This window comes from Pseudomonas sp. SG-MS2 (genome assembly GCF_009933855.1).
Taxonomy (GTDB): domain Bacteria; phylum Pseudomonadota; class Gammaproteobacteria; order Pseudomonadales; family Pseudomonadaceae; genus Aquipseudomonas; species Aquipseudomonas putida_E.
The window spans coordinates 36,369-58,934 of sequence record NZ_MOMO01000087.1 but is presented as its reverse complement, the minus strand read 5'-3'; the positions used below and the strand labels follow the sequence as shown (position 1 = coordinate 58,934).

Here is a 22,566-nt window from a genome sequence, read left to right as displayed (position 1 = left end):
GCACCAGGCCTGCGTAGTATTCCAGCACGTCGGCGCCGGTGACGATGTCGACGTAGCGGGTTTCGGAGTACGACTTGCCGGTGTCCAGCGTTTCCAGCATGGCCAGTTCGTCGTTGCGCTCACGCAGAATGTCGACGGCACGGCGCAGGATGCGCGAACGCTGCATGGCAGTCATTGCGGCCCAGATTTTCTGACCGCGCTCGGCGCTTTCGACGGCTTTCTCGACGTCGGCCTGAGTGGCGCGCTGCACGTGGGCGAGGACTTCGCCGGTCGCCGGGTGGATGGCTTCGAAGGTGGCGTCGCTGCCAGCGTCGACATAACCGCCGTCAATGTAGAGTTTTTGCGTTCCGAAACGGGCCATAGTGTCCTCGCAAGTGCAGTGTGTGAGTGGCTTTCGCGTCACGCTCCGGCCGGCTGGGCAAGGGCTGTGCGCGTTTTTTCAGAGGCCGGTGGTTGCGTGTCCGGGCGCTGCTGTTTAGCCAGTTGTAGTTCCAGGTATTCGTAAGCGATCTGTATCGCCTGGCCGGTGTCGAAGGCATCGCCCGACAACGCTCCGCGCAGCCACAGCCCGTCGATCAAGGCAGCCAGGCCGCGGGCGGCGGTGCGCGCTTCATCGAGCGGCATGGCGCGGCGGAACTGGCAGCACAGGTTGGAATACAGGCGGTGATCGTTGATCCGCTGCAACCTGTGCAAGGACGGCTGGTGCATGCTGGAGGCCCAGAAGGCCAGCCAGGTTTTCATTGCCGGGCCATTCACCTGGCTGGCATCGAAGTTGCCTTCGATGATCACCCTCAGGTGGGCTCGCGGGCTGTCGTCGGTCAGCGCTTGGCGACGAGCGATCACGCCCTCGTTGAGCATGTTCATGATGTAGCGCATCGTCGCCGCTATCAGGCCGTTCTTGTCCTGAAAGTAGTGACTGATGATGCCGTTCGACACACCGGCCAAACGGGCAATCAGCGCAATGCTGGCATCTCCCAGGCCGACCTGATCGACTGCTTGCAGCGTAGCTTCGATCAATTGCTGGCGGCGGATGGGTTGCATACCGACCTTGGGCATCTTGCTATCTCCTCAGGCCTGACGAGCAGACGAAGTGCGGCTGACTCGGCGAGGACCAGTCTATTTTGTTTTGATTGAACGTTCAATCAATAAAGAATAAGCTCTGCGACAATTTGTGCCATTGACAGTTTTTCAGGCTGTTTCGAGGGCACGGATTGACACCCCAGGAAATCGCGTAACCCCCGGAATACAAGGCGTTGACGGGCATGAGCGATGCGAACTGCAGATTCTGCCGAGCGGTCATCGACCTGCGGCAGGCCCTTGGAGCGGGCGGGGTGCTCTGTGACGAATGCGCGCACCAATCTGATTTGGCGAAGCATTTGCGCCGACCACCTGTCTGGTTTTTGCAACGTTTCTATCAGGGATCACGGTTTCCAAGGTGCTTTTATAACACCTGACGCAGTGGGGGTATTCCACCAATTGCTCGGGAAAAGACTGATTAGCCTCCACAGCCGCACTGCCCGGAGCATTCGTGCAATGAGTTCTGCCTCCCTTACCAAACCCCCCGCCGAGAGGGTACGGGTCAATCGCGTGGTGTTTTTCACTTCCGCGCTGATGATCCTCGTTCTGACTGCCTTGCTTATCGCTGTTCCCGAAACCGCCGGTCAGGTACTGGGCGTGGCCCAGAAGTGGCTGACGCGCACCTTCGGCTGGTACTACATGCTGGTGATCTGCGGTTACCTGCTGTTTGTCGTTTACCTGGCGTTCTCCGATTACGGCAAGCTCAAGCTTGGCGGCAAGGATGACCAGCCCGACTTCAGTTACGGCGCCTGGGCCGGCATGCTGTTTTCCTCCGGTATCGGCATCTCGCTGCTGTACTTCGGCGCCTCCGAGCCGCTGGACCACTACTTCAATCCGCCCCAGGGCACCCCTGCCAGCCTCGAGGCCGCGCGCCAGGGCCTGCAACTGACCTTCCTGCACTGGGGCCTGCATGGCTGGGCGATCTACGCCCTGGTCGGGTTGGCCGTAGGCTACTTTGCCTACCGGCACAACCAGCCGCTGGCACTGCGCTCGGCACTGTATCCGCTGGTCGGCGAGCGTTGGGTCAAGGGCGCTGCCGGCAATGCCGTGGACATCTTCGGCATGTTCGTCACCCTGCTCGGTCTGGTGACCAACCTGGGGATCGGTGCGATGCAGGTGTCTTCGGGCCTTGAATACCTGTTCGGCATGGACCACAGCCAGACCAACCTGCTGGTGGTGATTCTGGTCATGGCCGGCGTGGCTACGGTGGCTGCGGTGTCAGGTGTGGAAAACGGCATCCGCCGCCTGTCCAACCTGAACATCATGCTGTTCAGTGGTTTGCTGATCTTCGTGCTGCTGGGCGGCGAGACCCTGCACCTGCTCAACGGCCTGGTGCAGAACATCGGTGACTACCTCAATGGCATCGTGCTGAAGACTTTCGACCTTTATGTCTACGAAGGCGAGGCCGGCAACTCTGAGCGCTGGTTGGGCCTGTGGACCGTGTTCTACTGGGCGTGGTGGATCTCCTGGGGCCCGTTCGTCGGTATGTTCATTGCCCGTATCTCCAAGGGCCGTACCGTGCGCCAGCTGGTCTGCGGCGTACTGCTGATCCCGCTGGGCTTCACCCTGGCCTGGTTGTCGATCTTCGGTAATACCGCCCTTGACCTGGTGATCAACCAGGGCGCCGTGGAGCTGGGCAAGACCGCGCTGGAGCAGCCGTCGATGTCGATCTACCAGCTGCTGGAGTATTTCCCAGCCGCCAAGATCGTGATCGGTGTGGCGGTGTTCGTGGGCTTCGTGCTGTTCCTCACCCCGGCCGACTCCGGTGCGGTGATGATGGCCAACCTGTCGTGCAAAGGCGGCAAGGTCGACGAAGATGCCCCGCACTGGATGGTGGTGTTCTGGTCGGTGATCATCACCCTGGTCACCATTGGCCTGCTGTTCGCCGGTAACTTCGAAGCCATGCAGACCATGGTGGTGCTGGCGGGCCTGCCGTTCTCGGTGGTGCTGGTGCTGTTCATGTTCGGCCTGTACAAGGCCATGAAGCAGGACGTTGCCGTGGAGCAGGAGCGTGCCGAGCTGGCCGCCCGTGGCCGTCGCGGTTTCACCGAGCGCCTGAGCCAGCTGGAGCTGCAGCCGACCCAGGCCGTGGTGCAGCGCTTCATGGACAAGCAGGTCACCCCGGCCCTGAAAGAAGCTGCCGAGCAACTGCGCACCCTGGGCTTTGATGTCGAGAGCCGTGTTGGCCAGTCGCGCAACATGATGGGCCTGCGGGTGATGATGGAAGAGGGCAACCCCTTCGTTTACGAGGTGAGCCTGGACGGTTACATGGCCGCACCGAGCGATGCGCCGGTCGAGGGCGAGCCGCAGGTGCGCCAGCGCTTCTATCGCGCCGAAGTGTACCTGCACGATGGCAGCCAGGAGTACGACCTGATGGGCTTCGCGCCTGAGCAGATCGTGCGTGATGTACTCGACCAGTTCGAGAGCCATCGCCAGTTGCTGGGCCGCGTCTACAGCTGATCCGGTTAGCCCTTGGGCGGCCGGATGCCGGCCGCCCAAGGGCTCCAGCTTTATGTAACGCAGCGAACTTTGCCCCTTGGCACATCCTTGCGCTCCATTTGTCGCGAGGAAGCCGCCCCATGCCCATTCAGCCAAGTCCTGTGCCTGACTTTCGTCGGGCAGTTGCTACCGAGTTTTTCAGTCGTCCAACCCTGCGTAGTGTTCTGAGCCAGCAGATTCTCGAATTGCTGGTCCCCTGTCATGCCGCTTTGGCCGGCGCCAGGCTGCCCGATGCCGAACCGCTCATACTCAACATCCCTGCCCGCATTGCGTCCGGCCCGCAGACCTACGACGCGTGGACGCCCCGGCCATTGCTGGAGGTCATGCTTGAGGCATTTCACGCCCGCCAGCCCCTGGCATCGCTGGGGGCTGACGGTGGGGATTTCCTGCTGGCAGTCCGGGAACCCTGGTTCCTGCGCGACCAGGAAGGTAATGCGTTGCCATCCGGGACGATTTCGATCCGCGCCCAATTGGCTGAGCTGGATGACCTTCTGCTAATGCTTGCGGACAACTTCTGCCAAGCTCAGGTCGATTACTGGAAGGCGCCAGGCAGCCAGGGCGTGAGCCGGGACCTGTGGCTGCAGCACCTGCTCAAATCGGCTTTGTTGCAAAATTTGCCGTTGCAGGGGCTGGATGATCAGCAGCGTCAATGCATGCTCAGTGTGCTCAGGAATAGTGGCTCCACCCCTTCGGTGTTTCTGGTCCAGGTGCAACTTGATGCTGATGATCAGTGGCTGCCCAACCTGCTGGTCAGGGGCGAGTGGGACGAGCGCGAGGTGATTCTGTGGTGCGCCCCGTCCAGCCTCGTGAGGGCATTTTCATCGTTGGATGATTTCGCCGAGGTACTACGCGACGAGCTTGCCGGGCACCAGCGCTTCGAATCCATGACATGGCATCGCTACGAGCTGGAAGGCGACGTGTTTGCTCAGCAAAGCACCTTGATGCTCGAGATCATGCTCGACTCCATTGCTCGATTACGTTACGCACAGGTGTCAGGCATCACGCAGCTTGAGCAGTGCTTCGCTGCGCTGAGCGACCCGTCGCGCTGGTTCATCGACGGCTATGGCCAAGCCAGCGAGGCGCGCATTGCCTTGCCGCCTGGCCTGCTAAATGCCAATGCTGCCTTTGGTTTTGCCTACCAGCGGGGCATGTTCGAACTGGCCCTGGCGCAGGCTCACTCCGAAGGTAGCGGGGCGCTGGAGGATGTGCTCGACCTGCGCAGCTATACCCGCCAGATGCTGCGTGCGCAAATGCTTGCCGATTTTCCGAGCGAGGCTAATTATTTTTCGGATGACCTGATTCTCCAGGTCACCGTCAGTGCAGGCTGGCCGGGTGGTGCAGGCGTCGGGCCAGGCGATGCTGCGGTGGAGCACCGCAGCATGACGTTGACCGAGTTCGCCATCGGTAACCTCAGTTCACTCAAGGGCATGCAGCTCACGGCCATAACGCACCGTGAGAACCAGCTGATCATGGCTTGGATGAACGGCGATTATCTCAAGTCGCTGGTGCAGCGGGTCGATATCGGCAAGCACTATCCAGCCTATGTCGCGCTGAAACTCGACGATCCGGCGACTCGGCCTGAGCGGACCAGGCGCTTTGGGCGTGAGTGGCGGTGTTCGCTGCTGTTCAGCGCGCTATACGCCCGCTTGCAGGGTGAACTCAGTGACGCCGGCCTGCAGTGCGTGACAGATTACTGCCAAGGTCATGACTGCCCTGAACAGCCGTCACTGATGCTGATGCCTCTGGCGTTCAGGCGCGAAGCAAGCGCCAACGAGCAGGATGAGGTCAGCGGCATGTATGTCCTGTCCGGCACTGAACCGGCCGGGGTGCTGCTATACAGGCCTTTATACAAAGCCAAGCCGCTGCTCGAGTTCCATAGCCTGACGGTGATGATGGAAGCGATCCGCAGGCCTGGGCCATTGCAGGAGAGCATCCTCGACTGGATGACGCCTGTCGCCCGTGCCGTCTATGCCTATGGCGGCTTCCATGAACCGCATCACCCAGGCCCCATACTCGATAGTCAACTACTGCCCGAGCGAGCGCGCCCAGCCACGTTCGCTGCGCAGTTCTGGCGCCGTGATGTTGATGCGAAGCTGTACAGGGCCAATCGCAACTTGTTGGTCGAACTGGCCGACCGTGAGTCGGTTTCCAACGCTGAAAGTCGCTGGGCAATTCTTGTTCAGGGAGCCTGGTTGCTGTTCGATGTCGTGACGCTGCTGCTGCGTGGGCCTGTGGCCAGCGTGGCTTGGCTGGTGCAGGTGATTTCCGGGTTGCACGATGACGTGACGGCACTGCGCGAAGGCAGCACGTTCGAGCGCTGCCGTGCCGTGGTCGAACTGCTGCTCAACGCGTCAATGGCCCTGATGCACCTGCGCCTGCCGCAGTTGCCGGTAGACGTGCCTGTACTACTGCCCGATCAGGCCAGTGCCTCGGCGCAATGGCGTGGTGCTCAGGCATTGGCGGCTCCCGTGCAAGGCAAGGTCGGGGTGCCAGGCGGGTTGGCCCAACATGGCGCGACCCGCCTGGACTTTGCCTGGCGCGGTGCGCAGGGCTTCAATGTGCTGTCGCCGCAGCAACGCAGGGCAGTGTCCGATATGCGCGTCGCGCAATCACTACGAGGCATTGACCCGATCGAGGCAGGGCCGTGGCGCGGTTTGTATCCGGTGGGTGAGCATCACTTCCTGTACCTGGGGGACGGGGTGTACCGGGCCGTATTGGTTGATGGCGGTGTGCGCATTGTTGGCCCTGATGAGGGCATGGGGCCCTGGGTGACATTCGAGTATGGCCAGTGGCGGGTTGACCGTGGTTTGCGCCTGCGTGGCGGCATGCCCAAGAGCAGGCGTGAGGCCTTGAAAGAGGAGAACCGCAAGAAAAGCGAGCAACTCAAGCGCGAAGAAGCTGCCTTGGCTCACCAGCACAATGCCATGGCCGAAACCCTGAACAGGCATCGCGACCTGCTCAACGAAAAAGACAAGCGCATCGCAGCGCTCAAAACGGTTGCTGATCCGGACGAGCTGACGATTCGCGAGCTTGAGTTGACCCAGCGTCTGCGCAAGCAGATCAACTTGAAAATCATCTACGAAGTCAAAAGCCTGGCCGAGAACTCACTCAAGCATGAGCAAGTGGTCAACAGCCTGTTCAACATGCGCCACGAGGATTACGCCTACAGTGTTGTCCTCAAAGAGCAACGCAGCCTGATCCGCCAGAGCCTGATCGAGAATATTTCAGTCTTCTACAACGAGATGGCCAAGATCATCAATGCAGAGGACCTGGAAAACCTCGCCGAGCAGATTGTCATCCACCCTGAGAGCGAAGACGAAATCAGCCAGTACAAGCACTTTCGTTCTGTACTGGAAGAGGTCATCAAATGGGAAGTGGATCTGGTCGACATGTCCCGGTTGCTTGACGCGCTGCTCGAAGAAACCCTCAAAGACGACAATTTCGTGTTCAAGGATGATGACACGCACGCGCGCATCAACAAAGACAACGAGCTCAAGAGCACCATCGAGGCGCGGCGGTTGTCGGCCATCGACCTTGATTTCCGTCTGCTTCAAGACCTGGCCGAAGCCAGCCTGGAAAGACTGGCCGATGTTGAGGAGCGGGTGTTATCGCAATACCTCGACTACCTGGCAGGCGACAGCCTGAAAAGTGCAGGCAACGCGCATGGCGATCTGGCGGGCAGTGAGCTGTCGCTGGCCGAGCGGATCGAGGTGTTGAGCGGCATCCTGGAAGGCTACGAGGAGGCTGCGGCAATGGCCGACTATCTGGGCAGTGTAGGGGGCGCGGCGATCAGGCAGGAGGCGCTGCAACTGTACAAGAAAACCTTGCACGGATTGCAGCGCGCAGCTCAAGGCGACCTCGCCCAGGCAGTGCGAGAGCAGGAGTTCTGTGAGCCCGCCCCACCGCGTCCCACGGTCTATGCCCCGCGCGGTGGGCGGCGCAAGCTGGTCAGGACTCAGCGCGGGCGCAAGGTTCTCGCTCAGGAAGTCGAGGTGGATGGTGTCGCCATCGTCCAGCAGCGTGATGAGCGAACCCAGCATGTACTGAAGACCTTCCATCAGCGCGGCGGCGAGTGGGTCGAGGATGTGCCGCAACCCGCTGAGTCAGAGCCGCCATTCTCCCCGCTGGAACCCCGCCTTGCGCGAAAGCGGGCACAGGCCCTGCTTGCGGAGGTCGAGCGGATCAACAAGCTGGCCAGAAGTTTCTTTCAGGCAGAGCAGCCCAATGGTCTGGCCACGGTTGTCGACGGGCACCTGGAAAAACTGCGTAATGCCCTGAGCACGTTGCCAAGGATGAGCCCCGAAGATGCCTTGTTCGAAAATCTGGGTGAGGCCATCGAGCGTTTGCAGGCTACCCGCCGCGACCTGTTGACCGGCATCTATCTGTCCACCGACCACCCCGACGCACGAAGCCTGCAATTTCTGCTCGACAACCACCAGGTCACTGTCCAGCGCGCGGGGCCCCGCAAGGCATTGGCAGCAGGTGATTACCTGGATGTCTACGAGGTCAGGCGCCTGCCGCGGGCCGGTCAGGGGCAGGGCGATGGGCTGTGGGAGGCACACTTTCACTACCCGGACATCGACACTCCGGCGCGGCAGTTCAGCAAAGGGCACCTGAAGCTGTGGGCGCAGCGCAAACTGGGGCGCCTGGCGCAACTGCGGGCTGCAACCAGCGGCGAAGACCTGGTCGCCATTTACCGGGGGGATTTACGCCTGAACCAGGTGGAGGGGCTGATCCCCTTTGACTGAATGGCTCAGCGATTGCTGTAGCGGCCGTGCTTGCCATGGGCAGGCATGGCCTGATTACCGCGTTCTGCAATCATCTGTGTCAGTGTCACCAATTCGATGCCCTGGCTTCGCAGCCGGGGCATCTCCTGCTCCAGCACCTGCAGGGTTTGCGGATAAGGATGCCCGATCAGCACCGCCGAGCCTTGCCTGTGTGCCAGTGCCACGCCTTGCTGCAGCTGTGTGGTGATGGCCTCTGTGGTGCGTACGTCGTCCAGAAACACGTCGCGCGACACATGCCCAAGGGCCTGTGCCTGGGCCTCGGCGGCGGCGACGGTGGCAGCACTGGTACGGCTGTCTACGAAAAACAGATGCCGCCGCTGGAGTTCCCCCATCAGCCAGGTCATGGCGCCACGCTGGGCGGTCATGCGGCTGCCCATGTGGTTGTTGATGCCGGCGGCGTAGGGCACTTTGGCCAAGGCCGCGTCCAGTCGCCTGGCGAGCTCCGGCAAGGCGATGTCCGGGTGCCAGGCATAGGGCCCGGTGGCGGGGTCCATGGGCATATGCAGGATTACCGTCTTGCCCGCCTTGTGCGCCTGGCGGGCGAACTCGCTGGCGTGGGGGGTATCCGGCATGATCGCCATCGTCACAGGGCCAGGCAGCGCAAGCGTTCTGCTGTCGCGCTCGGTGCTCTGGCCCAGGTCGTCGATGATGATGCTCATGTAGGCCTTGTTGGCCGGCGCTGCATGGGCGAACGCGGCCGACAGGCATAACAGCACGGGCAGCAGATACCGCAACGGATGAATCATTTGCCGGAGGTGATATTCAGCCCCTTGAGCAGGCTGAGCGCCTGGCTCAGCTGGAAGTCATCGTCCTGCGGACGCTCCTTGCGCTTGCTGCTGCCGGTCGGGCGGTCAGCGCCACCGTTGCCGTTGCCCAGGTGGCCTTGCAGGTCGGCTTCCTTGAAGTTCTCGGTATCGACCTCTGCTGTGAGTTTGGCCGGGCGCACCTCGATGTCCGGCACGATGCCCTGGGCCTGGATCGAGCGGCCATTGGGGGTGAAGTACAGTGCGGTCGTGAGCTTCAGGGCACGGTCGTTGGCCAGTGGCAGCACGGTCTGCACCGAACCTTTGCCGAAGCTGTCGGTGCCCATCAGTACGGCGCGTTTCTGGTCTTGCAGGGCGCCGGCGACGATTTCCGAGGCCGAGGCGCTGCCGCCGTTGATCAGCACGACCAGTGGCACGGCTTCGCTGGCGTCGGCCGGGTCGGCGGAGAAGCGCAGTTCGGAGTTGGCGATACGCCCCTTGGTGTACACGATCAGGCCCTTGGTCAGGAAGTGGTCGGCCACTTCCACCGCTGACTGCAGCACGCCACCGGGGTTGTTGCGCAGGTCCAGAACAACGCCGCGCAGTTTCTTGCCGTTGTCTTTGCGCATCTTGGCCAATGCCTTGCCCACTTCGTCGCCGGTCTTGACCTGGAACTGGGTGATGCGGATGTAGCCGTAGTCGTTTTCCAGCAACTGGCTCTTCACGCTCTTGACCTGGATCACCGCGCGGACCAGGTTCACGTCGAACGGGGTGCCGCCGTCACGTACCAGGGTCAGGGTGATCTTCTCGCCGACCTTGCCGCGCATCTTGTCCACGGCTTCGGTCATGCTCTGGCCGCGGGTGGGCGCACCGTTGATCTTGACGATCAGGTCGCCTGCCTGCACGCCGGCGCGCGAAGCGGGGGTGTCATCGATGGGCGAGACCACCTTGATGAAGCCGTCTTCCTGGCCGACTTCGATACCCAGGCCACCGAACTCGCCACTGGTGCTTTCCTGCAGTTCCTGGAAGTCCTCGGGGCCAAGGTAGGCCGAATGCGGGTCGAGGTTGCTGAGCATGCCTTTGATGGCATTCTCCAGCAGCGTCTTGTCGTCTACCGGCTCGACATAGGCGGCCTTGATGCGGTCCATGACCTCGGCGAAGGTGCGCAGCTCTTCCAGTGGCAGCGGCGCCCTGGCGGTCACCTCGGTGGCTGGCACCGCGGCGGGCTTGGCGGGCGCCGGCTCGGCAGCGATGGCCAAAGGCATACCAGTCGCCAGGGCGATGGTCAGGGCCAGCTGGGTGAGACGAGGCGAGTGCAGCATGTCGAACGAACTCCTGATCCTGTAGGCGCTCCCTGGGGAGCATCGGCCCAGCGTGGGGCGCCGGGCCGTAAAAAAGTGACTAGGCTTTAACCTTAACCTCTGCACCACTGCGAAGGGTCGGTTGGCCTGCCCTGCTGGCGGATGGCGAAGTACAAGCCGGCGGCATCCTGGCCGCCGCTGTCGCCAACGGTGGAAATGGCCTCGCCGGCCTTGACGATGTCCCCGGCGCTCTTGAGCAGGCTCTGGTTGTGGCCGTACAGGCTCAGGTAACCATTACCATGGTCGAGAATGACCAGAAGTCCAGCACCGCGCAACCAGTCGGCGAACACCACGCGCCCGCCGTGCACGGCACGTACCTGGGTGCCGGGGTTGGCGCTGATCATCACGCCGTCCCACTTGGCTCGGGCATCGCTGCCACGGGCTTCACCGAAACGTGCCAGCAATCGACCATTGACGGGCCAGGGAAGTTTGCCCCGTGCGGCAGAAAAAGCACCGCCGTAGGTTGAGCTGCTGCTGGAAACCAACGGGCCTAGGGTGGTGCGCGCCTTTTTTGGCGGTTCGCTGTCTTGCTGTGCGGCCAGCGCTTCCTGCTGTCGGCGCTTTTGGGCCTCCTGCTCGGCCAGCAGGGCCTTCTTGCGCGCTTCTTCGGCCTCACGGGCCTGACGGGCCAGGGTTTCCTCAATGGTCTTGAGCACCTTGGCAAGGTCGGCCTGGTCTTGTTCACGGGCCTGCAGCTTCTTGTCGCGGTCTTTCATGTCACTGTTGAGCTTGGCCAGCACCTGCTGACGTTTGCCACGTTCGGCTTCCAGGGCCTGGCGGCGGCTGTCGAGATCGGCGCGCTGGGCCAGCAACTGTTCTTGCTGGCGGGAAATGTCCTGTTCGACATTGGCCAGCTGGCGCAAGGTCTCGTTGAAGGCACGCAGCTGCTCCATACGCGCCTTGCTCAGGTAGTCGTAGTAGCTGAGGGTGCGGGCGAACTTTTCTGGGTTCTGCTGGTTGAGCAGCAGCTTGAGGTATTCCTCACGGCCATTGTTCTGGTAGGCGGACCGCGCCTGAATGGCGATCAGTCGCTGTTGTTCAATGCGCGAGCTCTGGAGTTTTTTTTTCTCGGTATCAAGGCGCTCCAGCTCGCCCTCGGTCTTTTTTAGTTCTTGCTGCAGAGCCTCCACCTGCTTTTCGAGGTTGCCGATGTCGGTCTCGGTGGCTTTGAGGTCTTTCTGCACGCCGGATTTTTCTTCCTGGAGCTTGCCCAGCGTTTTCTTGAGCTCGGCGATGTCCTGGCGGGTGGCGTCCAGTTGTTGCTGGGTCTGTGCGCGCTCGTCGGCGAAGGCCGGGCTGAGCAGGCAAGACAGGGCTAGGAGAATCAGGGCGCGAAGCATGAGGTTGGGCGTACCAAGGATGGAGACTGGCCTAGTATGCCCGCCCGGGGCTGCAAAAAAAACGCCTCACGGCGTCAGCGGCAAGCTTCAAGCTACAAGCGGCAAGCAAAAGCAGGCGCCAGGCCAGGTTTCGCTTGCCGCTTGACGCTTAATCCTCGACCAGAATCGAGGTACCGGTCATTTCCGCAGGTTTTTCCAGCCCAAGCAGCTTGAGCATGGTCGGCGCCACGTCGGCCAGTACGCCGCCCTCGCGAACCTTGACCTGGCGCTTGCCGACATAGATGAACGGTACCGGCTCGGTGGTGTGGGCCGTATGCGCCTGGCCGGTGCATTCGTCTTCCATCTGCTCGACGTTGCCGTGGTCTGCGGTGATCAACGCTTCGCCGCCCACCTTGTCCAGTGCCTCGACGATGCGACCGACACAGCCGTCCAGGGCTTCGACGGCCTTGACTGCGGCATCGAACACGCCGGTATGGCCGACCATGTCACCGTTGGCGTAATTGACCACGATCACGTCGTAGCGCTGCTGCTCGATGGCCTCGACGATGCGATCGGTGACCTCTGGGGCGCTCATTTCCGGCTGCATGTCGTAGGTGGCGACTTTCGGCGACGGGATCAGGATGCGCTCTTCGCCTTCGAACGGTTCTTCGCGCCCCCCGGAGAAGAAGAAGGTGACGTGTGCGTATTTCTCGGTCTCGGCGATGCGCAGCTGGGTCTTGCCGTTTTTGGCCAGGTATTCACCCAGCACGTTGTTCAGGCTGGCCGGGGCAAACGCCGCCGGGGCCGGGATTTTCGCCGAGTACTGGGTCAGGCCGATGTAGGCGGCCAGCTTTGGCAGGCGTGCCCGTGGGAACTCGTTGAAATCGGCTTCGACGAACACGCGCGACAGCTCACGTGCGCGGTCGGCGCGGAAGTTCATGAAGATCACGGCATCGCCATCTTCGACCTTCACCGCTTCGCCAATACGCGTGGCCTTGACGAATTCGTCGCTCTCATCGCGCGCATAGGCCGCTTCGAGCCCGGCAACAGCGCTGTCTGCAGTGTGTTCGGCAACGCTGTCGACGATCAGGTTGTAGGCGGCACTGACGCGGTCCCAGCGGTTGTCGCGGTCCATCGCGTAGTAACGGCCGATCAGGCTGGCGATTCGGCCTTTGCCAAGCTTGGCAAAGGCCGAATCGAGCAGCTCGATGGACGATTGTGCGCTGCGCGGCGGGGTGTCACGACCGTCGAGGAACGCATGCAGGTAGATCTTCTCGGCGCCACGCTGCGCGGCCAGTTCGGCCATGGCAATCAGGTGGTCCTGGTGGCTGTGTACGCCGCCGTCGGAGAGCAGGCCGAGGATATGCACGGCCTTGCCGGCACCTGCAGCCTGGTCCACCGCGCCTGTCAGCACCGGGTTCCTGAAGAACTCGCCGTCGCGAATGGCCTTGGTGACGCGGGTGAAGTCCTGGTAGACGACACGGCCGGCGCCGAGGTTCATGTGACCGACTTCGGAGTTGCCCATCTGCCCGTCCGGCAGGCCGACGTCCATCCCTGAACCGGAAATCAGGCCATGCGGCGCGGTGGCACGCAGGCGGTCATAGACCGGAGTGTTGGCGGCATAGATGGCGTTGTATTCGGGGCTTTCGCTGTGGCCGAAGCCATCCAGGATGATCAGGACCAGGGGTTTGGGCGTACTCGTCATCAATCAAACTCACGGTTGTTCAAAGATGATAAAGACACGCATTTTAGGGCAAATGCGCCACCTGCGGCGAATATTCGTCCTGTTCCCTGACCAGCGCGGCGCCCGCGGCAACATGAAGGTACTTTCCCGGCCGGCCCGTCGGGCTTTGGCGGTGTTGGGGGGCTGTGTATACTGGCCGGCATTTTCAATCGCCTGGAACACCGCTGATGGTTGCTCACCTGATTCAATTCGCGACAGATCACTACATCCTGGTTGCGATCTTCGTTGTTCTGCTGGTCCTGCTGCTGCTCAATGAAATCCGCCGTGGCGGCCAGAGCCTGAGCAATGGCCAACTGACCGCCCTGGTCAATGCCGAGAAGGGCCTTGTCATCGATATCCGCCCTGCCAAGGAATACTCCGCCGGCCACATCGTCGGTGCGGTGAACATCCCGCAGGACAAGGTCGCCACCCGCATGACCGAACTGGACAAGCACAAAGAGAAGACCCTGATCGTCGTCGACGCAATGGGCCAGCAGTCCGGCACCATCTGCCGCGAACTGCTCAAGGCTGGTTACACCGCCGCCAAGCTGAGCGGTGGCGTTTCCAGCTGGAAAGCCGATAACCTGCCCCTGGTGAAGTGATATGAACGACGTCATCGTCTACTCCAGCGACTACTGCCCCTACTGCATGCGTGCCAAGTACCTGCTCGATAGCAAGGGCGTGGCCTTCGAGGAAATCAAGGTCGACGGCAAGCCGCAGGTACGCGCCGAGATGAGCCAGAAGGCCGGCCGGACTTCGGTGCCGCAGATCTGGATCGGCAGTACCCATGTCGGTGGCTGCGATGACCTCTACGCCCTGGAGCGCGCCGGCAAGCTCGACGCGCTGCTCAAGGCCTGATTTGCACTGCATTCAAAAACATTAGGATAAGGATCTGCCATGACTGACCAACAGACCAACGGCGCAGCAGCCGAAGACAACAGCCCTCAGTTCTCCATGCAGCGTATCTACGTGCGCGACCTGTCGTTCGAGGCCCCGAAAAGCCCGCAGATCTTCCGTCAGACCTGGGAGCCGAGCGTTGCCCTGGACCTGAACACCAAGCAGAAGGCTCTGGAAGGCGACTTCCACGAGGTGGTGCTGACCCTGTCGGTGACCGTCAAGAATGGTGACGAAGTCGCGTTCATCGCTGAAGTTCAGCAGGCTGGTATCTTCCTGATCAAGAACCTCGACGCCTCTTCCATGAGCCACACCCTCGGCGCGTTCTGCCCGAACATCCTGTTCCCGTACGCCCGCGAGACTCTGGATAGCCTGGTGACCCGTGGTTCGTTCCCGGCCCTGATGCTGTCGCCGGTCAACTTCGACGCCCTGTACGCGCAAGAGATGCAGCGCATGCAGGAAGCGGGCGAAGCACCGACCGTGCAGTAATTTTGCCCGGTAGCAAAGAGGCGACCTTCGAGGTCGCCTTTTTATTACCCGGCTGCCTGCTTCGGGCTTGTCAGCTCCCGGCAAACCCCTGCTGCCGCCATGCCTCATACACCGTCACCGCCACGGTGTTGGACAGGTTCAGGCTGCGGCACCCCGGCCGCATCGGCAGGCGCAGGCGTTGCTCGGCCGGCAGGCTGTCCAGCACCTCGGCCGGCAGGCCACGGCTTTCCGGCCCGAACAGGAAGGCGTCGCCCGGTTGGTAGGCAACCTCATGAAACGGGTGCGAACCCTTTGTGGTAAAGGCGAACAAGCGTGGGTTGCCCAGGCTCTCCAGGCATCCGGCCAGGCTTTCGTGGCGCTTGAGCGTGGCATACTCGTGGTAATCCAGCCCTGCACGGCGCAGCCGCTTGTCGTCGAGCTCGAAGCTGATCGGTTCGATCAGGTGCAGCGCGCAGCCGCTGTTGGCGCAGAGGCGAATGATATTGCCGGTATTGGGCGGAATTTCAGGTTGAAAGAGGATGACGTGAAACATGCACGGCTCCAAGCGTGAAGATGGCGAGCATTCTACCCCCGAACCTGATGTGCGTTCGAAGGGCTTGCCGAAGGTTTTGCTCTCGTTGGCGATCGTCGGCTTGATGGTCGGTTTGATGATCGGCCGTCTGACTGCACCCGAAGCGCTCGTGCTTGAGCGGGTGGAGGTGGTGCAGGACGGGCTGGACCTGTGGTTCAACGATGAACCGAAGCTGCATGGCGAGAATGTCCAGGGTACGGTCGCGTTGCTGTTCCAGGCCGAAGGCAAAGCCCAGCGTGGGCAACTGACCCTGCAGGGCAAGCCGGTGAGCTGGCGTTTGCAGAAAAGTGAGGAAGGGTTGCTGCTGAGCGTGATTGCCGCGCGCCCTCTGCGTGGCGAATGGGCCGGTGCAGAGGACGCGGGGCGCTGGCGGGTGCAGGTGAGGCTGCACGAATAAAAGAGGGGATGTCCCGGCCTGCCTGTACCAGGGTCCCCAAAGCTTGCGCTACTGCGTGTAAAAGAGGGGATTCCCGGCCTGCCTGTACCGAGGTCCCCAAAGCTTGTGCAACTGCGTATAAAAGAGGGGTTCACCCGGCCTGCCTGTACCGAGGCCCCCGAAACTGGAGATACATTAGGTATTGCAGGTGGCGTGCCAGTTTTGAAAAACCCGGAAACATTGGGTTTCAGGGCGATCTGGCCGGTTTTTGAGGGGATTTGTGCCTTGGCGCGGTGCAGCTGGCACAGCTTCGGTGCATGGGCCGGAAATGGTTGGGGCCGCAAAGCGGCCCCAACGGTGTTACTGATTCAGCAGGAAGTCAGTGATCATCGCCCTCATCGTCATCCCCGCCATCCACGTTCATCCCCAGTTCCTTGATCTTGCGGGTCAGGGTATTGCGCCCCCACCCCAGCAGCACCGCTGCATCCCGGCGGCGCCCGGCAGTATGCTTGAGCGCCGTCTCGATCATGATCCGTTCAAAGCTGGGCACGGCGCTGTCCAGCAGGTTGGATTGCCCGCGTGCCAAGGCTTGGTCGGCCCATTGGCGCAGCGCCTGCTCCCAGTTGGTCACCGGTGCAGCGTCCTGCGGCAGGTTGAGCAATTCGGGCGGCAGATCGCCGACCAGCACTTCGCGGCTGGACGCCATGACGGTGATCCAGCGGCAGGTGTTTTCCAGCTGGCGGACGTTGCCAGGCCAAGGCAGGTTGCGGATGAATTCTTCGGTTTCCGGCTTGAGCAGCTTCGGTTCGACGGCCAGCTCCTGAGCGGCACGGCCAAGGAAGTGGCGTGCCAGCGCGGGGATGTCCTCGCGGCGGTCGGCCAGGCGCGGGATATGAATACGGATCACGTTCAGGCGATGGAACAAGTCTTCACGGAACTTGCCAGCCTGTACCAGTGACTCGAGGTTTTGATGGGTCGCAGCGATGATTCGCACATCGACCTTTACGGGCACATGGCCGCCCACACGATAGAACTCCCCATCGGCCAGCACCCGCAGCAGGCGGGTCTGCGTATCGGCAGGCATGTCACCGATTTCGTCGAGGAACAAGGTGCCGCCGTCCGCTTGCTCGAAGCGGCCGCGTCGCAGGTTGGCCGCGCCGGTGAAGGCGCCTTTTTCGTGGCCGAACAGCTCCGACTCCATCAGGTCCTTGGGTATGGCGGCCATGTTCAGGGCAATGAACGGTGAGGCCGCCCGCGGGCTGTGGCGGTGCAGGGCGTGGGCCACCAGCTCCTTGCCGGTACCGGACTCGCCATTGATCAGTACGGTGATGTTGGAGTGGCTCAGCCGGCCAATGGCGCGGAACACCTCCTGCATCGCCGGGGCTTCACCGATGATTTCCGGCGTACGGGCCAGGGCCTGGGGCACATCGAGGCCTTGCTGCTCCTGCGCATGCTGGTTGGCGCGCTTTACCAGCGAGACCGCCTCATCGACATCGAACGGTTTGGGCAGGTACTCGAAAGCGCCCCCCTGGTACGACGCCACTGCGCTGTCCAGGTCGGAATGGGCGGTCATGATGATGACCGGCAGGCGCGGGTGTTGGTCGCGAATCTGTGCCAGCAGGTCGAGGCCGCTGGCGCCGGGCATGCGAATGTCGGAAATGATCACGTCCGGCTGCTGCCGGGCCAAGCGGCCCATCACGCCATCGGCGCTGTCGAAGCTCTGGGTGGTCATGCCCTCCTGTTGCAGGGCTTTTTCCAGGACCCAGCGGATGGAGCGATCATCGTCGACGATCCATACGGTTTCACTTCGGCTCATGAGGCGGTGGCTCCTTGTTCCAGCGGCAGGAAGATCGAAAAGGCGGTGTGGCCAGCGTGGCTTTCACACTCGATCAGGCCTTGGTGCTGACTGATGATGTTCTGGGTAATGGCCAGGCCCAACCCGGTACCGTCCGGGCGGCCACTGACCATGGGATAGAAGAGGGTGTCTTGCAGTTCACTGGGGATGCCGGGGCCGTTGTCGATGATCTCGACGCGGGCCACCAGTCGGTGGCGCACATGGCCGATGGTGAACTGGCGCATCGCGCGGCTGCGCAGGGTGATGCGGCCCAGGCGCAACTCGTTCTGTGAGCTGATCGCCTGCATCGCGTTGCGCACGATATTCAGTACTGCCTGGATCATCTGTTCGCGGTCGATCAGCACGTCCGGCAGGCTCGGGTCATAATCACGCACCAAAGTGATGCATCCCTGGCTTTCTGCGTCGACCAGGCTGCAGACCCGCTCAAGGACTTCGTGAATGTTGGTCATGGCCAGCGATGGCAGCTTGTTCGAACCGAGCATGCGATCGACCAGGTTGCGCAGGCGATCGGCCTCTTCGATGATCACGTTGGTGTAGTCGCGCAGGCCATCTTCGGGCAACTCCCGGGCCAGCAGTTGCGCCGCGCCACGGATGCCTCCCAGTGGGTTCTTGATCTCGTGGGCGAGGCCGCGGACCAGCATCTTGGTGGTTTCCTGCTTGCTCAGCTGGGCTTCTTCCTTGGTGATGCGCAGCAGGCGGTCACGCGGGTGTACCTCCAGCAACAGCAGGGTGTTGCCCTGGTGCAGGATGGGCGTCACGGCATAGTCAACGGTGATGGTCTGGCCGGTCAGCGAGGTCAATTGGGCTTCGCGCTTGGTGAACGGGTGCGCCTGCTCGACCGCCTGGCGCAGGGAGTTGAGCGCCTCGGACGATTCGGTGAACAGTTCGCTGATGAACTGCCCGTGGCTGCGCTGCCCACTCACGGCCAGGAGCATTTCCGCAGCCGGGTTCATGTATTCCAGGCGCAGCTCGGCGTTAAGCAAGAGCGTGGCGGTGGTCAGGTTGTCCAGAAGCAGACGGTGCTGTGCATCGCTGATGGTCATAAGGCGTCGTTGACCTCTTTTGGCGCTTGCCGGGCATGGCGGTGAGCGTGGCCGGCGCACTATGGATCTGCTCATGCCAGGCTCTTTGCGTAGAAAATGCAAGAAACAAACCAAGGCTCCGAAAAGAAGCGGGATTGCTTTATAAACCCCCGAAATTGCGCCTATTCGGACCAGAAAGCACTGATTTACCGTTCAACGTGACCTGTTTTGGGGTGCGGGGCGGGGCATGCAACGTTGCATTGCACCAATATAGAGCATCGGTGCGCGTGGCGTATGGCGCCAAGGTGTTGGGGCGCTTCCGATCGGGACGGCTGGAAAAACAAAAACGGCCTTCATGAGAAGGCCGTTTCCGGGATTTCATCGGCGCAATGCGCCAATCAAATCAGCAGCTGTAGTACAGCTCGTATTCCAGCGGGTGCACGAAGGTACGGACCTTGATCTCTTCTTCGCTCTTCAGTTCGATGAAGGCATCGATGAAGTCGTCGGAGAACACGCCGCCCTTGGTCAGGAACGCACGGCCTTTATCCAGCTCTTCCAGAGCTTCTTTCAGGCTGCCGCAAACTTGCGGGATATCTTTCGCCTCTTCAGGCGGCAGGTCGTACAGGTTCTTGTCGGCAGCATCGCCTGGGTGGATCTTGTTCTGGATGCCGTCCAGGCCAGCCATCAGCAGGGCCGCGAAAGCCAGGTACGGGTTGGCCGATGGGTCCGGGAAGCGCGCTTCGATACGGCGGGCTTTAGGGCTGCCGACGTAAGGGATACGGATCGAGGCGGAACGGTTGCGTGCCGAGTAGGCCAGCATTACCGGGGCTTCGAAGCCTGGAACCAGGCGCTTGTAGGAGTTGGTCGACGGGTTGGTGAAGCCGTTCAGGGCCTTACCGTGCTTGATGATGCCGCCGATGAAGTACAGGGCGGTTTCGGACAGGCCGGCATAGCCTTCACCCGCGAAGGTGTTCTTGCCGTCTTTCCAGATCGACATGTGCACGTGCATGCCCGAGCCGTTGTCGCCGTACAGCGGCTTTGGCATGAAGGTGGCGGTACGGCCGTAGGCGTCGGCAACGTTGTGCACGACATATTTCAGGGCCTGTACTTCGTCAGCTTTCTTCACCAGGGTGTTGAACTTGACGCCGATTTCGTTCTGGCCGGCAGTCGCCACTTCGTGGTGGTGAACTTCGACGGTCTGGCCCATCTCTTCCAGTGCGTTGCACATGGCAGTACGGATTTCGTGGTCGTGGTCGAACGGCGGAACCGGGAAGTAGCCGCCTTTGACGCCAGGACGGTGGCCTTTGTTGCCGCCTTCCACGTCAGCGCCAGTCATCCACGAGCCTTGCTCGGAGAAGATCTTGAACATCGAGCCGGAGATGTCCGACTGGAACTTCACTTCGTCGAAGATGAAGAACTCAGGCTCTGGGCCGGCGAAGACGGTGTCACCGATGCCGGTGCTCTTGAGGTACTCTTCAGCGCGCTTGGCGATCGCACGCGGGTCGCGATCGTAGCCCTGCATGCTCGACGGGTCGACGATGTCACAGGTGATGATCAGGGTCGGCTCTTCGGTGAACGGGTCCAGTACGGCGGTATCGTCGACCGGCATCAGGATCATGTCGGAGGCTTCGATGCCTTTCCAGCCAGCGATGGAGGAGCCGTCGAACATCTTGCCGACTTCGAAGAAGTCTTCGTCCAGGCCATCACGCGCTGGCATGGTCACGTGATGCTGAGTGCCTTTGGTGTCCGTGAAACGCAGATCAATCCACTTGACGTCATGATCTTTGATGAGTTGAACCGACTTCGACATGTTGTCCTCCGGATGGTCTAGAGCGCGGTGGGCCGCTGCCCTGGAAAAAAGGGTGTTGCCGGGCGCGGATAGTCGGCCAAGCTTACCTGCCTCACAAGGGAGCAAATTGCATGCCAGTGCCCGAAAATGGCGAGGCCGGGATAAAAGGGGGCGTTTGCGGGCATTTGGCGGCGGTTTGGCGGCGAAAAACGCACCCTTACGAGGCGGCTTTTGCTGTTGGTGCACCAATAGCGTGCACAGATCGGGTTGTGTGCTTCCTTTAAGGGCCTCATCGCTGGCAAGCCAGCCCCCACATCCTAAGCGCAGTCTTGAGGCCTACCGACGTCCTGTAGATGCTGGCTTGCCGGCGATGAGGCCAGTACAGGCAATATAAATCCAACCTTCTGTACAAAAGTTGGTCAAATCCTGAGCAATTTCCGATATAATTCGCGCCCCTCATTTTTCGGCAGGCCCTGCGCGCGCTGTTAACCAATGAAACTTATCGTCAAAGTCTTCCCAGAAATCACCATCAAGAGCCGGCCGGTACGCAAGCGCTTCATCCGCCAGCTCGGCAAGAACATCCGCAACGTGCTCAAGGACCTCGACCCTGAGCTCGCGGTCGATGGTGTCTGGGACAACCTCGAAGTGGTCACCCGCGTCGAAGACGAAAAAGTCCAGCGCGAGATGATCGAGCGCCTCACCTGCACCCCGGGCATTACCCACTTCCTGCAGGTGGAGGAATACCCGCTCGGTGACTTCGACGATATCGTCGCCAAGTGCAAGCAGCACTTCGGCCACCTGCTGGCCGGCAAGTATTTCGCCGTGCGCTGCAAGCGCGGGGGCCACCATGACTTCACCTCGATGGACGTCGACCGCTACGTTGGCAGCCAGTTGCGCCAGCAGTGCGGCGCCGCTGGCATCGAGCTGAAGCAACCTGAAGTGACGGTGCGCATCGAAATCCGCAACCAGCGCCTGTACGTGATCCACAACCAGCACCAAGGCATTGGCGGCTACCCGCTGGGCGCCCTGGAGCAGACCTTGGTACTGATGTCCGGCGGTTTCGACTCCACCGTGGCGGCCTACCAAATGATGCGTCGCGGCCTGATGACCCATTTCTGCTTCTTCAACCTCGGCGGCCGTGCCCACGAACTGGGCGTGATGGAAGTGGCCCACTACCTGTGGAAAAAGTACGGCAGCAGCCAGCGCGTATTGTTCATCAGCGTGCCGTTCGAAGAAGTGGTCGGCGAGATCCTCAACAAGGTCGACAACAGCTACATGGGCGTGACCCTCAAGCGCATGATGCTGCGCGGCGCTGCGCGCATGGCCGATCGTCTGGAAATCGATGCGCTGGTCACCGGCGAGGCGATTTCCCAGGTGTCCAGCCAGACGCTGCCGAACCTGTCGATCATCGACTCGGCCACCGACAAGCTGGTGCTGCGCCCATTGCTGGCCAGCCACAAGCAGGACATCATCGACCAGGCGACCGAAATCGGCACCGCCGACTTCGCCAAGCACATGCCTGAATATTGCGGCGTGATCTCGGTGAACCCGACCACCCATGCCAAGCGTCACCGCATGGAGCATGAAGAGAAGCAGTTCGACATGGCCGTGCTGGAGCGCGCCCTCGAACGTGCCAAGTTCATCTCGATCGACCACGTGATCGACGAGCTGGGCAAGGACGTGGAAATCGAGGAAGTAAGCGAAGCGCTGCCAGGCCAGATCGTGATCGACATCCGTCACCCTGACGCCCAGGAAGACGAGCCTTTGGTGCTCGAGGGTATCGAAGTTCAGGTGATGCCGTTCTACGCGATCAACAGCAAGTTCAAGCAGCTGGATGAAACCCGCCAGTACTTGCTGTATTGCGACAAAGGTGTGATGAGCCGATTGCACGCACACCACCTGCTCAGTGAGGGACATGCCAATGTGCGTGTTTATCGTCCGGCATAAGACCCCAGGGCTGTATGGCGGCAGCATCCGCCATCGCCCTCCCGACCGCCGGGCCCGCTGAGCCTTTTACCTTCATATTGGCCGCCTAGACTGGCGGCAACCGAATCCTCTGAT

18 protein-coding genes are annotated in these 22,566 nt (G+C 61.5%); 7 read left to right on the top strand and 11 right to left on the bottom strand.

Annotated features, from left to right (window positions below; translation table 11 throughout):
• The 3 genes from BLX42_RS06990 to BLX42_RS06980 all read right to left on the bottom strand — a co-directional run.
• The coding region (locus BLX42_RS06990) for an aldehyde dehydrogenase family protein (protein WP_161871445.1) at positions 1–361 on the bottom strand (361 nt) is incomplete at its 3' end.
• Between the two features lie 38 nt (positions 362–399).
• On the bottom strand, positions 400–1,056 hold the full coding sequence (betI, locus tag BLX42_RS06985; protein WP_039601898.1) for a transcriptional regulator BetI: 657 nt from the start codon (positions 1,054–1,056) through the stop codon (positions 400–402).
• Between the two features lie 86 nt (positions 1,057–1,142).
• Positions 1,143–1,376, bottom strand: coding sequence for a hypothetical protein (locus BLX42_RS06980; RefSeq protein WP_161871444.1), 234 nt, complete (start codon positions 1,374–1,376; stop codon positions 1,143–1,145).
• A gap of 214 nt (positions 1,377–1,590) precedes the next feature.
• Between BLX42_RS06980 and BLX42_RS06975 the strand changes: the two genes are divergently transcribed.
• Both BLX42_RS06975 and BLX42_RS06970 read left to right on the top strand, forming a co-directional pair.
• Entirely contained in the window at positions 1,591–3,537 is a 1,947-nt protein-coding gene (locus BLX42_RS06975; RefSeq protein ID WP_256671927.1) for a BCCT family transporter, read from the top strand.
• A gap of 119 nt (positions 3,538–3,656) precedes the next feature.
• Positions 3,657–8,324 (top strand): dermonecrotic toxin domain-containing protein, encoded by a 4,668-nt coding sequence (locus BLX42_RS06970; protein WP_161871442.1) that lies wholly within the window; start codon positions 3,657–3,659, stop codon positions 8,322–8,324.
• Positions 8,325–8,329: 5 nt separating this feature from the next.
• Here the strand turns inward: BLX42_RS06970 and BLX42_RS06965 are convergent, their stop codons facing one another.
• The 4 genes from BLX42_RS06965 to gpmI form a co-directional block, all read right to left on the bottom strand.
• Entirely contained in the window at positions 8,330–9,097 is a 768-nt protein-coding gene (locus tag BLX42_RS06965) for a divergent polysaccharide deacetylase family protein (protein ID WP_046784984.1), read from the bottom strand.
• A gap of 8 nt (positions 9,098–9,105) precedes the next feature.
• Entirely contained in the window at positions 9,106–10,428 is a 1,323-nt protein-coding gene (locus tag BLX42_RS06960; protein ID WP_046784985.1) for a S41 family peptidase, read from the bottom strand.
• A 92-nt stretch (positions 10,429–10,520) separates the two neighbouring features.
• On the bottom strand, positions 10,521–11,807 hold the full coding sequence (locus BLX42_RS06955) for a murein hydrolase activator EnvC (RefSeq protein WP_161871441.1): 1,287 nt from the start codon (positions 11,805–11,807) through the stop codon (positions 10,521–10,523).
• 148 nt (positions 11,808–11,955) lie between these two features.
• Positions 11,956–13,491, bottom strand: a complete 1,536-nt coding sequence (gene gpmI, locus BLX42_RS06950; protein ID WP_046784987.1) for a 2,3-bisphosphoglycerate-independent phosphoglycerate mutase — start codon at positions 13,489–13,491, stop codon at positions 11,956–11,958.
• Between the two features lie 206 nt (positions 13,492–13,697).
• On the opposite strand from gpmI, the gene BLX42_RS06945 reads away from it, so the two are divergent.
• From BLX42_RS06945 to secB, 3 genes are read left to right on the top strand one after another with little or no spacing between them, the layout of a single operon-like run.
• Positions 13,698–14,111 (top strand): rhodanese-like domain-containing protein, encoded by a 414-nt coding sequence (locus BLX42_RS06945; RefSeq protein WP_046784988.1) that lies wholly within the window; start codon positions 13,698–13,700, stop codon positions 14,109–14,111.
• A gap of 1 nt (position 14,112) precedes the next feature.
• Positions 14,113–14,367, top strand: coding sequence for a glutaredoxin 3 (gene grxC, locus BLX42_RS06940; protein WP_161871440.1), 255 nt, complete (start codon positions 14,113–14,115; stop codon positions 14,365–14,367).
• A 39-nt stretch (positions 14,368–14,406) separates the two neighbouring features.
• Positions 14,407–14,892 carry a protein-export chaperone SecB gene (gene secB, locus BLX42_RS06935; RefSeq protein ID WP_012312355.1) on the top strand — a complete coding sequence of 162 codons (486 nt, stop codon included), beginning with the start codon at positions 14,407–14,409 and terminating at the stop codon, positions 14,890–14,892.
• 70 nt (positions 14,893–14,962) lie between these two features.
• Here secB and trmL read toward each other — a convergent pair whose 3' ends face one another.
• Positions 14,963–15,424 (bottom strand): tRNA (uridine(34)/cytosine(34)/5-carboxymethylaminomethyluridine(34)-2'-O)-methyltransferase TrmL, encoded by a 462-nt coding sequence (trmL, locus tag BLX42_RS06930; protein ID WP_011531803.1) that lies wholly within the window; start codon positions 15,422–15,424, stop codon positions 14,963–14,965.
• Between trmL and BLX42_RS06925 the strand changes: the two genes are divergently transcribed.
• Positions 15,423–15,860 carry a hypothetical protein gene (locus tag BLX42_RS06925; RefSeq protein ID WP_046784990.1) on the top strand — a complete coding sequence of 146 codons (438 nt, stop codon included), beginning with the start codon at positions 15,423–15,425 and terminating at the stop codon, positions 15,858–15,860. The two genes, trmL and BLX42_RS06925, sit on opposite strands and share 2 nt — an antisense overlap.
• Before the next feature lie 358 nt (positions 15,861–16,218).
• Here the strand turns inward: BLX42_RS06925 and ntrC are convergent, their stop codons facing one another.
• The 3 genes from ntrC to glnA form a co-directional block, all read right to left on the bottom strand.
• Positions 16,219–17,655, bottom strand: coding sequence for a nitrogen regulation protein NR(I) (gene ntrC / locus BLX42_RS06920; protein WP_039603934.1), 1,437 nt, complete (start codon positions 17,653–17,655; stop codon positions 16,219–16,221).
• Positions 17,652–18,737, bottom strand: a complete 1,086-nt coding sequence (gene glnL / locus BLX42_RS06915) for a nitrogen regulation protein NR(II) (RefSeq protein ID WP_046784991.1) — start codon at positions 18,735–18,737, stop codon at positions 17,652–17,654. The genes ntrC and glnL overlap by 4 nt, the downstream gene beginning before the upstream one ends.
• 382 nt (positions 18,738–19,119) lie before the next feature.
• Positions 19,120–20,526 (bottom strand): type I glutamate--ammonia ligase, encoded by a 1,407-nt coding sequence (gene glnA, locus BLX42_RS06910; protein WP_012312360.1) that lies wholly within the window; start codon positions 20,524–20,526, stop codon positions 19,120–19,122.
• A 471-nt stretch (positions 20,527–20,997) separates the two neighbouring features.
• Here glnA and thiI point away from each other — a divergent pair, with 471 nt between their 5' ends.
• Positions 20,998–22,452, top strand: a complete 1,455-nt coding sequence (gene thiI / locus BLX42_RS06905) for a tRNA uracil 4-sulfurtransferase ThiI (RefSeq protein ID WP_039604090.1) — start codon at positions 20,998–21,000, stop codon at positions 22,450–22,452.
• Positions 22,453–22,566: the final 114 nt, after the last annotated feature.